10 protein-coding genes, 1 other RNA gene and 1 pseudogene are annotated in these 15,620 nt (G+C 65.6%); 5 read left to right on the forward strand and 7 right to left on the reverse strand.

What is annotated here, in order from left to right:
• On the forward strand, positions 1–591 hold the full coding sequence (locus W823_RS31445) for an FKBP-type peptidyl-prolyl cis-trans isomerase (protein WP_031331023.1): 591 nt from the start codon (positions 1–3) through the stop codon (positions 589–591).
• 49 nt (positions 592–640) lie between these two features.
• On the opposite strand, the gene W823_RS31450 is transcribed toward W823_RS31445, so the two are convergent.
• From W823_RS31450 to W823_RS31465, 4 genes are all read right to left on the reverse strand, one after another.
• Positions 641–1,624: an endonuclease/exonuclease/phosphatase family protein gene (locus tag W823_RS31450; RefSeq protein WP_023953809.1), complete on the reverse strand. Its 984-nt coding sequence runs from the start codon at positions 1,622–1,624 to the stop codon at positions 641–643.
• Entirely contained in the window at positions 1,621–4,632 is a 3,012-nt protein-coding gene (locus W823_RS31455) for a bifunctional [glutamine synthetase] adenylyltransferase/[glutamine synthetase]-adenylyl-L-tyrosine phosphorylase (RefSeq protein ID WP_235189327.1), read from the reverse strand. Before W823_RS31455 ends, W823_RS31450 begins: the two co-directional genes overlap by 4 nt.
• Before the next feature lie 69 nt (positions 4,633–4,701).
• On the reverse strand, positions 4,702–6,045 hold the full coding sequence (glnA, locus tag W823_RS31460) for a type I glutamate--ammonia ligase (RefSeq protein WP_023953813.1): 1,344 nt from the start codon (positions 6,043–6,045) through the stop codon (positions 4,702–4,704).
• 85 nt (positions 6,046–6,130) lie between these two features.
• A complete protein-coding gene (locus W823_RS31465) occupies positions 6,131–7,654 on the reverse strand; it encodes an alpha/beta hydrolase (protein ID WP_031331027.1) in 1,524 nt (507 codons plus the stop codon).
• Between the two features lie 280 nt (positions 7,655–7,934).
• Here W823_RS31465 and panB point away from each other — a divergent pair, with 280 nt between their 5' ends.
• From panB to W823_RS31480, 3 genes are all read left to right on the forward strand, one after another.
• Positions 7,935–8,804, forward strand: coding sequence for a 3-methyl-2-oxobutanoate hydroxymethyltransferase (gene panB / locus W823_RS31470; protein WP_023953817.1), 870 nt, complete (start codon positions 7,935–7,937; stop codon positions 8,802–8,804).
• 63 nt (positions 8,805–8,867) lie between these two features.
• Positions 8,868–9,854, forward strand: a complete 987-nt coding sequence (pip, locus tag W823_RS31475; RefSeq protein ID WP_023953819.1) for a prolyl aminopeptidase — start codon at positions 8,868–8,870, stop codon at positions 9,852–9,854.
• Entirely contained in the window at positions 9,851–11,374 is a 1,524-nt protein-coding gene (locus W823_RS31480; protein ID WP_023953821.1) for a CYTH and CHAD domain-containing protein, read from the forward strand. Before pip ends, W823_RS31480 begins: the two co-directional genes overlap by 4 nt.
• Positions 11,375–11,389: 15 nt before the next feature.
• Here the strand turns inward: W823_RS31480 and W823_RS31485 are convergent, their stop codons facing one another.
• Together W823_RS31485 and rnpB are read right to left on the reverse strand one after the other, a co-directional pair.
• Entirely contained in the window at positions 11,390–12,802 is a 1,413-nt protein-coding gene (locus W823_RS31485) for an RNB domain-containing ribonuclease (protein WP_023953823.1), read from the reverse strand.
• 63 nt (positions 12,803–12,865) lie between these two features.
• An RNA gene (gene rnpB / locus W823_RS56155) (RNase P RNA component class A) lies at positions 12,866–13,277 on the reverse strand.
• A 71-nt stretch (positions 13,278–13,348) separates the two neighbouring features.
• On the opposite strand from rnpB, the gene W823_RS0127340 reads away from it, so the two are divergent.
• Positions 13,349–14,596 (forward strand): SLC13 family permease, encoded by a 1,248-nt coding sequence (locus W823_RS0127340; protein ID WP_031331030.1) that lies wholly within the window; start codon positions 13,349–13,351, stop codon positions 14,594–14,596.
• Positions 14,597–14,621: 25 nt separating this feature from the next.
• Here W823_RS0127340 and W823_RS31490 read toward each other — a convergent pair.
• A pseudogene (locus tag W823_RS31490) lies at positions 14,622–15,505 on the reverse strand (LysR family transcriptional regulator).
• Between the last annotated feature and the right edge of the window lie 115 nt (positions 15,506–15,620).

Below are 15,620 nucleotides of genomic sequence, written 5' to 3' on the forward strand. Positions count from 1 at the left end.
ATGACCTACAAGCGTTTGCTCCCGGCCCTCATCGTGTCCTCGACGCTGATGCTGGCCGCATGCGGCTCCGACGCCGACTCCGCCACCTCTGAATCAACCGCCGCGGGGATCACCACCACCGCAGCACCCGCGGGATGCCCGACCGTGGCCCCGGAGTCCGATGTGGCACCGGAGTGGACGTTGTCAGGAACCACCGGTGAGGTCGCCGTCACCGGCTCCACCGACACCACCGCGCCCGCCGTCGAGGTCACCACACCCTTCTCCGTCGACCAGACGACCGTTCACACGCTGACCGAGGGTGACGGCGCACTCGTGCCCGACACTGCCGAGGTGACGGTCTGCTACATGGGGGTGAACGGCCGCGACGGCACCGTGTTCGACAGCAGCTACGAGCGCGGCGTGCCCGTCGACTTCCCGCTCGACCGCGTCGTTCCAGGCTTCCAGAAGGCCATCGCCGGCCAGAAGGTCGGATCCACCGTGGCCGTCGCGATGACGTCTGCCGATGGTTACGCGAACGGCAATCCCCAGGCCGGTATCGAAGCCGGCGACACGCTGGTTTTCGCCATCAAGATCATCTCCGCCGAGAGCTGATCAGAGGGCCAAGAAGCGAGGCCGTGGCCGGCTCGGTACCGAAGAGACGTCAGCTCGGTACCAGTGCGACCACCAGTGCGCGATGGTCAGACCTCGTCACCGAGAAGGTGGACAACGATGTCGCGGTGAATCCGCGCGTCACCACGTGGTCGATGCCGATCAGCGGCGGGTAGCTGCGGTCGTCCGGGTAGGTCAACTGCACGCCCTCGCCCGCCTGCTCGGTCGCATCCCGGAATCCGCGCTCCAGTAGCGACCGGTACTGCGCGTGGTCCCATGTCGCGTTGAAGTCTCCGCTGACGATCACCCGATCTCCGGTGACCCCGTGCAGCGTTTCGCGCAGGCGTTTCATCTCGTCCACCCATCGATCCGGGTCGTAGGGGTAAGGCGGGATCGGATGTACGGCGAAGACGGTGGTGCCGGGCGCGCCCGGAAGGTCCACGTCCGCACGCAGATTTCCCAGCGCGAACCCGTTCAGTTCAGCAGTGTTGCGGAGGGGGTAACGGCTGAATATGCCGGTGCCGGTACCACCTTCGCCGGGTACCACGAACTCGTACGGCATCATGCCGCGTAGATCTGTGCCCTCGAGTGCAGCAAGGGACTCGGGCGTGAGCTCCTCGACGGTGAGCAGCGCCGCACCCGTCGCCCGGACCCGCGACACCACTTCCCCGGCATCGGCCTTGCCGAGCTTGAGGTTCGCCTGCACCACTGTCACCGACCCGCGAGCGGGTGCATCGGCCGCTTTGAACAGCGGCGCCTGGGTCCAGATGCCCACCCCCAACAGGACAACGGCCAGCACTGTGGAGATCCACCGTCGTGTCACGGCGAGGATGAGGATCGCAGGAACGATGGCAAGCAACATCAGCGGTACGGCACTGGCAGCAGCGATCGCCACCTGCCCACGGCCTGGGAAGAAATGCAGCCACACCGCCGCCAGGGCAACCGCGAACAGCGCCCAGCCGATCACCACGGCAAAGAAGTAGAGGACCTTGAACGCGGCTCCCCGGTCTGCCAGACGCTGCGAGCGCCGCCTCACCCGCCGAATACCTTCAGTACCACGGCTTTTGCCCGCCGGGTCACGCGCAGATAGTTGTCCAAGAACTCCCCCGAGTCGTCATCGTGCCATCCGGCCGCAAAAGCGACCGCGCGCAACGTCTTTCCCGGCGCCGGCAACTGGTCCACTGCCTTACCGCGCACCAGCACCAGCGCATTGCGTGCCTTCGTCGCCGTCAGCCACGCCTCCTTGAGGAGGTGGACGTCATTCTCCCCGAGCAGTTCCGCCGAGCCGATGGCGTCGAGACATTGCAAGGTCGATGTGTTGTGCAGGGCCGGGATCCGGTGCCCGTGCCGCAACTGCAACAGCTGAACCGTCCACTCGACGTCGGCGAGGCCACCTCGTCCCAGTTTCGTGTGAGTTGCCGGGTCGGCCCCGCGTGGGAGACGTTCGGCATCCACCCGGGCTTTGATCCGCCGGATCTCACGGACCGCATCCGAGGACACGCCGCCCTCCGGGTATCGGATCTGGTCGGCCATGTGCAGGAAGGCGACTCCGAGGTCCTCATCGCCGGCGACCTGGTGCGCTCGCAGCAACGCCTGGATCTCCCAGGCCTGCGCCCACTGCTGGTAGTACGTCGCGTAGGCGGCGAGGGTGCGAACCACCGGGCCGTTGCGGCCTTCCGGGCGCAGCCCGGTGTCGACCTCGAGCGGAGGGTCGGCACTCGGCGTCCCGAGGAGTTGGCGCACCCGGTCGGCGATCGAGTTGGCCCATCGGACCGCCTCGGACTCGTCCACGCCTTCCACGGGGTCGCAGACGAACAGCACGTCGGCGTCCGACCCGTAACCCAGTTCACCGCCACCGAGCCGGCCCATGCCGATCACGGCCATCCGGGCGGGAGCGGGTGATTTCCGTTCGGCGACCGAGGCTTTGGTGACCACCGTCAGCGCGGCATTCAGCACACCGGCCCATACCAGCGACAGCGCTCGGCACACCTGCGGGACGTCGAGCATGCCCAGGATGTCGGCCGAAGCAACCCTGGCCAGTTCGGCTCGCCGGTGTGAGCGCGCCACTGCGATGGCCGATTTGAGGTCACGCTGCCGGACGGCCGAGGCGACCATGCCGCCGACCACGTCCTTGGGATCGACCTCGACGAGCTTGGGACCCAGCGCGCCGTCCGCATACAACCGGATCACATCTGGGGACCGCATCAGCAGCTCGGCTGCGTAGGCCGAAGTGCCCAGCACCGTCATCAACCGTTCGGCGACCACACCCTCGTCGCGGATCAGGCGCAGGAACCAGTCGCGATCGGCCGCTGCGTCGCACAGCCTCCGGTAGTTGAGAAGGCCCGCGTCCGGATCTGGTGTGCGACTGAGCCATTCGAGCAACGTCGGCAGAAGCAGTTCCTGGATCTGACCGCGGCGCCCGGTCTCGGAGACCAGCGCTTTCAGATGCCCCAGCGCGTTCTGCGGTTTGCTGTAGCCGAGCGCGCCCAGACGCCGGATCGCCGATTCGTCCGACAGTCTCAACTCGTCCTTGTCGAAACGTGTGACCGCTTCGAGCAAGGGACGGTAGAAGATCTTCTCGTGCAGGCGGCGAACCCGATGCGACTGTCGTCGGATCTCTTCGCGCAGCACGCCCCCCGCATCGAGGTCGCCGGTGGGTCTGATGTGTGCGGCGCGGGCCAGCCACCGCATGGCCTCCACATCGGTGAACTCGGGAAGCGTATGCGTGCGCTTGAGCCGTTGGAGCTGCAGGCAGTGTTCCAGCAAACGCAAGAACTCGTAGGAGGCAATGAGATTGGCGCCGTCGTCGCGGCCGATGTACCCACCGTCCCGCAACACCGTGAGGGCCTCGACGGTTCCCTTGACCCGAAGCGTTTCGTCGACCCGGCCGTGCACCATCTGCAAGAGCTGAACGGCGAACTCGACATCGCGCAGCCCACCGCGACCGAGTTTGATCTCGCGCTCGCGCATGTCCTCGGGCAGCATCGACTCGACGCGGCGGCGCATCGCCTGCACGTCGATGACGAAGTCTTCGCGCTCAGAGGCCTCCCACACCATCGGGCTCAGCGCGTCCACGTACTGGCGGCACAGTTCCATGTCGCCGGTCATCGGCCGCGCCTTGAGCAGGGCCTGGAACTCCCACGTCTTGGCCCAGCGCTTGTAGTAGGTGACGTGCGCATCGAGGGTTCGGGTGAGAGCGCCCGCCTTGCCTTCCGGCCGTAGCGCGGCATCCACCTCGAAGAAGGCAAGCGATCCCACGCGCATCATCTCGCCGGCGATACGGCTGGTCTGCGCATCGGCGGGCTCGCTGACGAAGATGACATCGACGTCGCTGACGTAATTCAGTTCGCGCGCACCGCATTTGCCCATGGCGATCACACCGATGCGACAGGTCAGCGGGTCGTCACCGCAGATCTCGGCAATGGCGACCGCCAAGGCCGCCGTGAGAGCCGCGTCGGCGAGATCGGCCAAGAAGTTGCTCACATCGCTGAACCACAGGACCGGTTCGTCCTCGACGGTGGGCGCGAGGTCGCGGGCGGCCACCTGCAGCAGCAGGTCGCGATAGGCGAGCCGCAGCGCAACCACTGCTTTCGGGCCTGTCTCGCGTGCCCGGAACAGCAGGTTCCCGTTGTCTTCGTGTCCCGACTCGGGTTGTGCGTCAACGGCATCGAGCATCGACTGCAGAACCTCTGCCGGTTCGGGCAGGTCCTTACGAGTCAGCAATCGCCACGCGTGGTTTTCGGCGACGATGTGGTCGCCCAACGCCGTCGACGAACCCAGTACGGCGAACAGACGTCCCCGGAAACCGCGGTCGGTGCGTAACAGTGCGTCGATGTCCGCCCATTCCGGGCCGACGGCCGCGTGCAGCCGGACGAGCGCTCGGAGCGCGATGTCCGCACTCGGTGCGCGCGAGAGCGCCCACAACAGATCGACGCTCTCTTCTGCATCCCAGCCGAGCGTCGCCAGATCCGCAGCCGCTGTTGCTTCCAGCAGTCCGAGTCGGCCGACACTGGGCACTCGAGATCGCGAGGCAGGTGGGTTCACAACACACAACGGTACTGGTCGAGCTGTCGACGGCACCATCAGCCCACACGGGCCGGCGCCGCCGGAGAGTTACAGGGCCAGGTAGTTCTTCAGTTCGAACGGCGTGACGTGGCTGCGGTACTCGGTCCACTCCGCCCACTTGTTGCGCAGGAAGTACTCGAAGACGTGTTCGCCGACGGCCTCGGCGACCAATTCGGACTTCTCCATCTTCGTGAGAGCCTCGGCCAGACTGCCGGGCAACTCGCGATACCCCATGGCCCGGCGCTCTGCCGGGGTCAGCGCGAACACGTCGTCTTCGGCGTGTTCCGGGAGCTCGTAGCCTTCCTTGATTCCCTTGAGCCCTGCAGCCAGCAATACGGCGAAGGTGAGGTACGGGTTGCATGCGGAGTCGGGGCTGCGGACCTCGATCCGGCGTGAGGAGGCCTTGTTGGGCGTGTACAGCGGCAGGCGGATGAGCGCCGAGCGGTTGGCCGCGCCCCAGCTGGCGGCGGTCGGGGCCTCACCACCGTGGATCAGGCGCTTGTAGCTGTTCACCCACTGGTTCGTGATGGCACTGATCTCGTCGGCGTGGTGCAGGATGCCGGCGATGAACTGTTTTCCGGTGTCCGACAGCTGCATCGGGTCGTCGGGATTGTGGAAGGCGTTGGTGTCGCCCTCGAACAGGCTCATGTGGGTGTGCATCGCCGAGCCGGCGTACTCGCTGAACGGCTTGGGCATGAACGTCGCCCAGACGTTCTCACCGATCGCGACCTCTTTGACGACGTAGCGGAACGTCATCACGTTGTCGGCCATGGACAGGGCGTCGGCGTACCGCAGGTCGATCTCCTGCTGTCCGGGTGCACCCTCATGATGCGAGAACTCCACCGAGATGCCCATCGACTCGAGGGCTTCGATGGCGTGGCGCCTGAAGTTGGGCGCCGAATCGTGTACTGCCTGATCGAAATAGCCACCGCTGTCGGCGGGGATCGGGATCGACCCGTCGACACTGGGCGGGTTCTTGAGCAGGAAGAACTCGATCTCGGGGTGCACGTAGCAACTGAATCCTTGATCGGCGGCCTTGTTCAGCTGCCGACGGAGGACGTGGCGCGAATCTGCCCAGGACGGTTCACCGTCGGGCATCACGATGTCGCAGAACATGCGCGCGGAGTGGTGCCGCCCGGTGCTGGTGGTCCAGGGCAGGATCTGGAACGTGGACGGATCGGGCTTAGCGATCGTGTCGGCCTCGGACACCCGTGAAAAGCCCTCGATGGCCGACCCGTCGAACCCGATACCCTCGGCGAAAGCGCCTTCGAGCTCGGCAGGCGCGATCGCAACCGACTTCAGATATCCGAGAACGTCGGTGAACCAGAGGCGAACAAAACGAATGTCGCGCTCTTCAAGGGTCCGGAGCACGAATTCTTTTTGGCGATCCATGACATCGGAGCCTAGGAGCGCGGTGTTAAATCGATGTTACAAGCGCGCATCAACCAGAATATCCAGCGGATTTCACCCTGGAATCTCAACATTTGAGGTTTTCTTCCGGAAGTGTGAGATCGACGAAGTATGCGGTGATCGCGTCGTCCACACAGTCATCGCCCTGCAATGATGCCGTGTGCTGATCGCCTTCGAACGTGATCAGCCGGGCGCGTAGTTGCCGCGCGAGTTCCACACCCGCCTGGTAGGGAGTCGCCGGGTCGTTGGTGGTGGACACGACGACCGTGGTGGGCAGATCGGGGACATCGAGTTCATGGGGCGTGCTACTCGGTGGTACCGGCCAGAACGCGCACGCGTCACGGGCGCCCCGGCCGGTTCCGCGACCGTCGTCGGCAAACGGCGCCACCCTGCGGGATTCGACATCGAGACGATCGATCTGGGCCTGATCGGTCAATGGCGGGTCGTCCACACAACGCACCACCGTGAAGGTGTCCAAGGTGTTGGTGTACGCGCCCGAGGAGTCGCGGCCCTCGTACAGGTCCGCCAGCCGCAGCAACGTACTCCCGGTGCCCTCGGTCAGCTGCGCCAAGCCCTCTCGCAGCGGTTCCCAGAGCGTGTCCGAATACAAGGCCTGGCTCACCCCTGTCATCGCGTCGCCGTAGGTGAGTCGACGGTCTTGCGTCGTCGGGACCGGCGCGTCGATCAGCGGCCGGGTCAACTGCTGGAACCGTGCCGTGGCCTTCGACGGGTCCGGACCGAGTGCGCAGTCGGAGTACCGGGCGCAGTCGGCAGAGAACGCATCAAACGCCGATTGGAAACCTCCTCGCTGCGCCACGGCATCCTCGACCGGGTCGGCCGACGGATCCACTGCTCCGTCGTTGACCATGGCCCGGACCTTGGTCGGGAACTGCTCGGCGTACGTCGCACCGATGCGGGTGCCATAGGAATAGCCCAGATAGTTCAACTGCTCGTCGCCGAGTACCGCACGGAGAACGTCCATGTCCTTGACCACGTCGTCGGTACCGACATGCGCGAGATACTCCGTACCCAGGCGTTCGGCGCACTTCTGGGCGAACGACCGCGCACGGTCCTCGATCGCGGCGATGCCATCGGGCGTCATGTCGACGAGGGTCTCGGCCCGTTCCGCGTCGCGTTCCTCGTCGGTCAGGCAACGGATCTCCGGCGTCGATTTGCCGATGCCCCGCGGGTCGAACCCGATCAGGTCAAAACGTTCGGAGACGTCGAGATCGCCGAGGAAGTCGGCCTGCGCCGCGATGAACTCGACCGCGGAGGCTCCCGGTCCGCCCGGGTTCAGCAGCAGCGAGCCGATCTTGTTGCCGGACGCCCGCAGCCGGAACATCGCGATCTGTGCCACCTGCCCTTCGGGGTCGGCGTAGTCCACCGGGACCGACACGGTCGCGCAGTCGCTGCGGTCGGCCGGATAGCCGTTCAGCTCCTGGTCGGCGAAGTCGGTGCACGGACCCCAGCGGACCTTTTGTCCGTAGAACCGGTCGAGGTCCGGAGTCGGGGCCACACCGGTGGTGAACGTTGCGTCGGTCGGTGTGCCCGACACACCTTCGGTGCATGCGGCCGTCAGCAACAGCGCCATCAGGATCGTCACCACCGTGACGACTCGTCGCTGCCCGGTCGGGCCCTGGTCCACGAGCCGGGTCGGCCTCTCATCCATGCTCACCGTCATCATCGTGCCACGCGAACGACGCCGCACAGGCCCGCTGCGAAGTCGGTGAGGTTCCGTCGAGATCACGTCCGTGTGACAAGTTCCACTGCCGACACCATTTCTCCGCGCGCCGCGGAGTGCCACACTGGTGGGGTCATCCACCCACCCGGGTACCCGCGGATGCGGGACTCGAGGCACGAAAGAGACAACGATGTCCGAAAATTCGGTTTATGGCGCTGCTCCCTCCGCACCAATTTCTGGCGAAGCAGCCACCTCCTCCCCCCGCCGCCGCATCACCCGCGTGCATCACCTGGCCCAGATGAAGTCTGAAGGCGAGAAGTGGTCGATGCTCACCGCGTACGACTACTCCAGTGCCCGGATCTTCGACGATGCCCAGATCCCGGTTCTCCTCGTCGGTGATTCCGCGGCAAACGTCGTCTACGGCTACGACACCACCATCCCCGTCAGCATCGACGAACTGCTCCCCCTGGTCCGCGGGGTCGTGAAGGGTGCGCCGCACGCGCTGGTGGTCGCCGATCTCCCCTTCGGCAGCTACGAGGCCGGGCCGCAGCAGGCCCTGGAGTCCTCGATCCGATTCTTCAAAGAGGGCGGTGCCCATGCCGTCAAACTCGAGGGCGGCGAACGCGTCGCCGACCAGATCGCCACTCTGACCGCGGCAGGCATCCCGGTGATGGCACACATCGGCTTCACTCCCCAGAGCGTCAACGGCCTCGGCGGTTTCCGCGTTCAGGGCCGTGGTGATGCCGGCGACCAGCTGATCGCCGACGCCATCGCCGTCCAGGAGGCCGGCGCGTTCGCTGTGGTGATGGAGATGGTCCCTGCCGACCTCGCGGGACAGATCAGCCGCAAACTCACCATCCCCACCGTGGGCATCGGGGCCGGCAACGAAACCGACGCACAGGTACTCGTATGGCAGGACATGGCCGGCTTCACGCACGGCAAGACCGCCCGGTTCGTCAAGCGCTACGCCGACGTCGGCGGCGAATTGCGCCGTGCCGCAGAGCAGTACGCGGACGAGGTGCGTCGCGGACAGTTCCCCGGACCCGAGCACAGCTACTAGGGCTTACAACTCGGTCGGCCACAAATGCGAGCCCGTCCGCGGACGGACCGGCATAGTGGTCGGATGCGCGACTTCTATCCGGCCATCGAGCCGTACGCCTCCGGACATCTCGATGTCGGTGACGGGCAACAGATCTACTGGGAGCAGAGCGGCAACCCGGGCGGCAAACCCGTGGTGTTCGTCCACGGCGGTCCGGGCGGCGGTACGTCACCGAATCAGCGACAGTTCTTCCACCCCGACGCCTATCGGATCGTCTTGTTCGACCAACGGGGATGTGGGCAGTCCCGGCCCCACATCGCCGACGGCGCCGACTTGTCCGTCAACACCACCGACCACCTGATCGCCGACATGGAGAAGTTGCGCACGGAGTTGGCGATCGACCGGTGGCAGGTGTTCGGCGGTTCCTGGGGGTCGACGCTGGGACTCGCCTACGCACAGCGGCATCCCGAGCGGGTCACAGAGCTGGTGCTCCGTGGGATCTTCCTGCTGCGCCGCAGCGAGATCGACTGGTACTACAACGGCGGTGCCGCCAACATCTACCCGGATCTGTGGGAGTCGTACCTCGAGCCGATTCCCGAGTCGGACCGCGACGGCGACCTCGTCGAGGCCTACCACCGGCTGTTGACAGGCGACGATCGCGCCGCAGCGGTGCGGGCCGCAGTGGCGTGGACGACGTGGGAGAAGTCGACCAGCTACCTACTTCCTCAGCGCGCCAACGCAGACGAGGACGGCGACTCCGAACGCTTTGCTCTCGCTTTCGCCGGCATCGAGAACCACTACTTCACGCACCGCGGTTTCCTCGACGAGGGGCAACTGCTGCGCGACGCACATCGGATCGCGCACATCCCGGGTGTGATCGTCCAGGGTCGCTATGACGTGGTGTGCCCCGCACGAAGCGCCTGGGACCTTCACCGCGCGTGGCCTGCGGCCGAGTTGCATATGGTGGACGATGCCGGGCATGCCTCGTTCGAAACGGGTATCCGCCACCAACTGATCGAAGCAACGGACCGCTTTGCCGGTCTCGACCAACAGAAGGGAAGAACCCGGTGAGCGCCGACGAGGTTCTGGAAGTGGAACTCAAGTACGACCTGAATGCCGGAGCGTCCGTACCCGATCTGACCACTCTCGACGTGGTGCATTCGGTGTCCGGACCGGTGGTCGAGCACTTGGACGCAACCTATTACGACACCGAAGCTCTCGATCTGGCCAGCAACAAGATCACCTTGCGCAGACGGGCCGGAGGACACGACGAGGGCTGGCATCTCAAACGTCCCGCCCCCGCGAACAGCAATGCCCGCCGCGAGCTACACGCCCCGCTGGACTCGGTGACCGACGCCAGCACCGAAACACAGACGGACCATTTCGCGGCGGTGGTGCCCCACGCACTGGCCGACCAGGTCGGTGTTCACGTCCGCGGTCGACGCCTGGTCCCCATCGCGACGATCGCCACCGTGCGGCACATCACCGAACTGCGCGACGCGGACGACAACGTGCTGGCCGTCCTGTGCGACGACAACGTGACCGCCCAGTCGCTGCTTCCCGGCGGACACGCCCAGAGCTGGAACGAGTGGGAACTCGAACTGGTCAACGGCAACGAGAAGCTGCTCAAGAAGGCCGACAAGTTGTTGCGCGTCAACGGGGCTCGTACCGCGTCCAGTGCATCGAAGTTGGCCAGGACGATCGGGCCGACCCCCACCGGCAAAGCCCACTCCATCGGGAAGAAACCAAGCGCTCTCGAGCTCGTCATCTCGGAGCTTGCCGAGCACCGCGACCACCTGATCGCTCAGGATCCCCTCGTCCGCGAGAATGCGCCCGATTCTGTGCATCAGATGCGGGTGGCAACCAGACGAGCGCGTAGCGTGCTGCAGTCGTTCCCGCATGTGCTGTCCGCCGACACGGCCGAACATCTGGGCGGCGAGCTGAAACATCTCGCAGCAGTTCTCGGCGAAGCCCGGGACGCCGAAGTACAACTCGAACGCAACGAACACCTGCTCGAGAACGAAAAGGCATCGGAGTCGATCGTCACCGCACTGATCGACGACCAACGCGAAACGCACCGCATCGCACTCGAACTGGCCATCGACTTCCTGCGCTCGAAGCGGTATTTCGAGCTGCTCGAAGAGCTCGACCGCACCATCGCCGAGCCCGAAGCCGGCGAGGATGCAGAACTCACCGCCGCCGACGCGCTCGACCACGCGATCAAACGCAGCGCCAAGCGTGTCGAGAAAGCTCAGCACAAACTCGAGGAACTCACCGACGGCACACCTGAATGGGTGGAGCAACTCCACACCATCCGCAAACGCGCAAAGCAGTTGCGGTACAGCGCCGAATCGGGTGAGCAGCTGCAGAGCAACAAACACCGCAAGATCGCAAAGGTCGCCAAGGGCGAACAGAGCGTGCTGGGCGATTTCCACGATGCAGAAGTCAGTCGCGAGCACCTCGCATCGCTGGCATCCGCATCCGGCATCACCCCGGCTGATGCCTTTGTCTACGGTCGCCTCGACGCACGTGAGGAGTTCGCGGCCAAGGCTGCGCTCGCCGAGTACGACAAGATCCGCTTGGCTCGGTGATCGCGTGGCCGATCATCACGGCACAGCGGTGAAGACCACCGTCGGTTCGTGAGGGTCGGCCTCGGTCAGCCTCACCTGGATCCGAGTGCCTTCCGGCGGGTCGCCGAGACAGCTGCCGAACACCGCTGGGTCGGAGATGAAGACCTGAGCGTGACGGTTACCCCGCTTCCCGTGCAGGACTGTGGCAGTGAAACTCTCGCCCACCCGGCTCGACAACAGCATCGCCTCGGCGAGGTCGAGGCCGGCCCGGTCGGCCTTGCCGGCAACCGAACTCGAACTCCGCATCACATCGGGAAGAGTCGGTAGCGCCGTGCGGACCCACGGAGGAATCGACTCCCCCGACGCGAGCGCCAGGCACACCTCGGTCGCGAAACGATCGGCAAGCCGGCGCAGCGGTGCCGTCACATGCGCGTACACACCGGCGATACCGCCGTGGCCGGTGACCGTGTCCGGCGGGATCTCCCCCAACATCGCCAGATAGTCACTGCCACGCAGAAGAGTGGTCGCATCCGACATCAACGCCAGGGTGCTCGGAGCGGCCGGATCGAGCCCGGCCAAGAAGGCGCCCGCCGAAACACCTTGTGCCCAGGGCACATCAAGAGCAGAGGCGGATGCACGCAGTTTGTCCACGTCTTCCGGACGGGCATCGGGCAGGGTCCGCAGGAGCCCGGTCTTGGCCTCGAGCATCATCTGGCCGGCGCACATCCCGGTGAGCAGCGACACCTGCGAGTTCCACATGTCGGCGCGAGTGCGGGGTTGCACCACCAGCTGCCAGTCGCCACCCGGCTCGCGGACGACCTCTTGTTCGGGCAACCCCAATTCGATGGCGCCGCGGCTGATCGACAGTCTGCTGCGGAGTTCTCCGAAGGCGGGCAGCGCCGCGATCGACGGGTGCAGGCGACCTGTGTCCGCGTCGCGCTGCACCGCCTCGTAGTCCAGACGAGCCACCGAACGCACTGACGCCCGGTGCACGTCCACCGACGTCGGCTCCCCCGCGGTGTCCACCGTGATCCGCCACAGCACCGCGGGCCGCGTCTGATCGGGCAGCAACGACCCGATGTTCTCCGAGAGCGGCCGAGGATGCAACGGCACGTTCCCGTCGGGGAAGTAGACGGTCTGCCCTCGCCGACGAGTCTCCTGGTCCAACGGCCCCTCGGGAGGGACGAGCGCGGCGACGTCGGCGATGGCGTAGTGCACCACGAAGCCGTCACCGTCGGCAATGATATGGACCGCCTGATCGAGATCAACCGAACCGGGAGGGTCGATGGTGACCAGTGGGAGGTCGGTGCGGTCGGTGCGGGAATCGGCGAGCCGGTCGGTTGCGTTCTGCGCCTGTTCCTGTGCGGCGGCGCCGAAGTCTTCGGACAAGCCCAGGTCGGTCCGGATGGCGCCGAAGTCTATGTCCGCTGCGCGGAGTCTGCGTTGCACCGCCCAAGACTAACGGCGGGCTCCCCCGGCAACGGCTTGACGGGACAAACATTCGGATGTGGGCGAACGAGCCGGCCTGTAAGCCGGATCCTGTACCGGCGACCTTGCGGTCGCCGGTGGCGGCCATCCATCTGGGTACACCGTCGCCGGGTACCTCGAGCGGTCCACCCGCAGGCTCGGGCGAGCCGCCCTCGAACACCTGCGCAGCCGCACCAGTTACCTGATGCGACCTTCGACCTTGCTCCGGGTGGGGTTTACCGAGCCATCACGGTCACCCGTGATGCTGGTGCGCTCTTACCGCACCGTTTCACCCTCACCGGCTTTCGCCGGCGGTCTGTTTTCTGTGGCACTGTCCCGCGAGTCACCTCGGGTTGCTGTTGGCAACCACCCTGCTCTGTGGAGTCCGGACTTTCCTCGACCGCGGGCAGGTCGCTGGAGCAACTGTTCCCGCGATCGCGGCCGCCCGGCCGACTCGTTCGCTCCATCACTGTACGTTCCCTCCTGTCCGATTGGTCCACCCGGCCGGGCGCAGGGAACAATCAGCGCGTGGATGTTGCGGCTCTGGTGCTGTTGGTCGCGACGCTGGGGATTGCTGTCTGGCGGCCGCGTGGGCTTCCCGAGGCCGCAGCCGCAGTTCCGGCAGCCGGGCTCGCGATCGCGATCGGCGCGGTGGCCCCTGATCGGGCCTGGGCCGAGATCCGAACCCTGTCACCGACCGTCCTGTTCTTGGCGGCCCTGCTCGTGTTGTCGCACGCGTGTGCCGCACTGGGGATCTTCACCTGGCTCGCCAGGACCATCGCGCGCCGATCGGTTCCAGCCGCAGGCACGCCGGCGCCGAAGTACCGGCTCCTCGGTTTCGTCTTCGTGGCCGGCGCCCTCACCACTGCCGCCCTGAGCCTCGACGCAACCGTGCTGTTGCTGACACCAGTCCTCCTGTCGATGACCCGGACGCTACGGGTGGCCGCACGTCCGTACAGCTACGCCTCTCTCACCCTGGCGAACTCGGCATCGACGCTGATGCCCGTATCGAACCTGACCAATCTGCTGGCATTTGCCGCGACAGGCCTGGGTTTCGTCGAGTTCACCTTGTTGATGGCGCTGCCGTGGCTGGTGATCGTGACAGTCGAGTACATACTGTTCTGCTGGTACTTCCGTGACGACCTGAAGACCCTCCCGCGTCCAGAACACACCGAGGAACCCGGCCCCGCCCCCACGGCAGCCTTGGCCGTACTCGCCGCCACACTGTTGCTGTTCGGGCTCAGTTCGGTGATCGGTATCGAACCGGTGTGGTTTGCCGTCCTCGGTGCCACGGTGATGGCGGCGTTGGCAATTCGCTCACGCAGCACCTCCGTGGTCGAGATCGCGCGGTCGGCAAACGCAGGATTCCTCGCCTTCGTGTTCGCGCTCGGTGTGCTCGTCGTCGGGATCGCCGACGGCGCACTGGGCTCCCGGCTCGCCGAGTTCCTCCCCGACGGAACCGGCCTGCTCGACCTGCTGCTCGTCGCAGTCGTGTCAGCGGTGATCGCCAACGTGATCAACAACATTCCCGCGACCCTGCTGATGCTCGCCGCGCTCGGTGCCGGATGCCCGACTCCCCTGGTGCTCGCCATGTTGCTCGGCGTCAACATCGGCCCGACTCTCACCTATCTCGGATCGTTGGCGAACATGTTGTGGCTCAAACTCGTCCGCGTCGGCGGTCAAACCGTGACGGTCAAGGAATTCACCGCAGTCGGTCTGCTCACCGTTCCCGCCGCCCTCGTCGCCTCCGTGGTGGCGCTCTGGCTGGTGACCTGAACAGCCCACCTCCGCTCGAGCTCCGCTACGCTTCGTCTCCGGTCCGCCTGTGTACGGCCTGCAACGTTGCGATCAGATCATCCACGATCTCCGAATGCGCACCGGGCGAACGAACAACAGCAGACACCGGAACCCTCAGTGCGCGTTCGCGGTCCCGCGTGAAGGCGATACCCGCCAGCGGCATCCGTTCGTACAGCACCGTCCATTCGTCGGGGTGGTTCAGCAGTTCCATGGTGGCCGTGTGATCCACCGGCAACGGCGGCGCCTGACGAGGGCGATCCAGTCCATGCCGGTCGAATGCATCCCGGATCACGTTGTGCAACAACACCTGATCGCGCGCAGGCGGCAACAACAGCGGATAGGCACCCAGTTCGGCCAACGGGACGTCGCCGGTGCCCGCGAGGGGATGCCGATCCGACATCGCCACCACCAGATCGTCCACCCACAGTCGCTGCACCGCCAGGCCCGGGCGTCGATGTCGCCTCGGATCAACGCGAGGTCGACGTCACCACCGAGCACCGCCTCGATGCGCTGATCGAAACTCTTGATGATGAACTCGATCTCGACATCGAGATGCTCGGTACGCAGTTGCGCGATCGCGGCCAGCGACTGCTGAGCGAACGACATGTTCGCCGCCATGCGTACGCGGCCACCAGGCGCCCGAGCCGCGGCCGTGATCATCGATTCGATGCCCAGCATCTGCCTGGCTAGCGGGAGCACCTGCGCGCCCAGCTCGGTCAGCCCCACGGCCCGGGTGGACCGTTCGATCAACTTGGACCCCAGCTCGTGCTCGAGCCGGGCAACCTGATGACTGATCGCCGACTGCGAGATGAAGCAGCGCTGCGCCGCCCGGCTGAAGCTCAGCTCCTCGGCGACAGCCACGAAATACGTCAACTGGCGAAGCTCCATGTGAGCAGCATATATGTCGAATCGCGATAAGTCCTATCTTTAGAATTCGTTTGATCAGGGGCTGAAGAGGGATTACTCCTTGATGAGTCGACGCTGTACTTAGCAGATGTCGCAC

It is taken from the genome of Williamsia sp. D3, assembly GCF_000506245.1.
GTDB classification, from domain to species: domain Bacteria; phylum Actinomycetota; class Actinomycetes; order Mycobacteriales; family Mycobacteriaceae; genus Williamsia; species Williamsia muralis.

Bases quoted from the DNA above. Each gene is read 5' to 3' on its own strand.
- panB (WP_023953817.1), top strand. From the start codon at position 7,935: ATGTCCGAAAATTCGGTTTATGGCGCTGCTCCCTCCGCACCAATTTCT.
- glnA (WP_023953813.1), bottom strand. From the start codon at position 6,045: ATGGATCGCCAAAAAGAATTCGTGCTCCGGACCCTTGAAGAGCGCGAC.
- W823_RS31465 (WP_031331027.1), bottom strand. From the start codon at position 7,654: ATGGCGCTGTTGCTGACGGCCGCATGCACCGAAGGTGTGTCGGGCACA.
- pip (WP_023953819.1), top strand. From the start codon at position 8,868: ATGCGCGACTTCTATCCGGCCATCGAGCCGTACGCCTCCGGACATCTC.
- W823_RS31445 (WP_031331023.1), top strand. From the start codon at position 1: ATGACCTACAAGCGTTTGCTCCCGGCCCTCATCGTGTCCTCGACGCTG.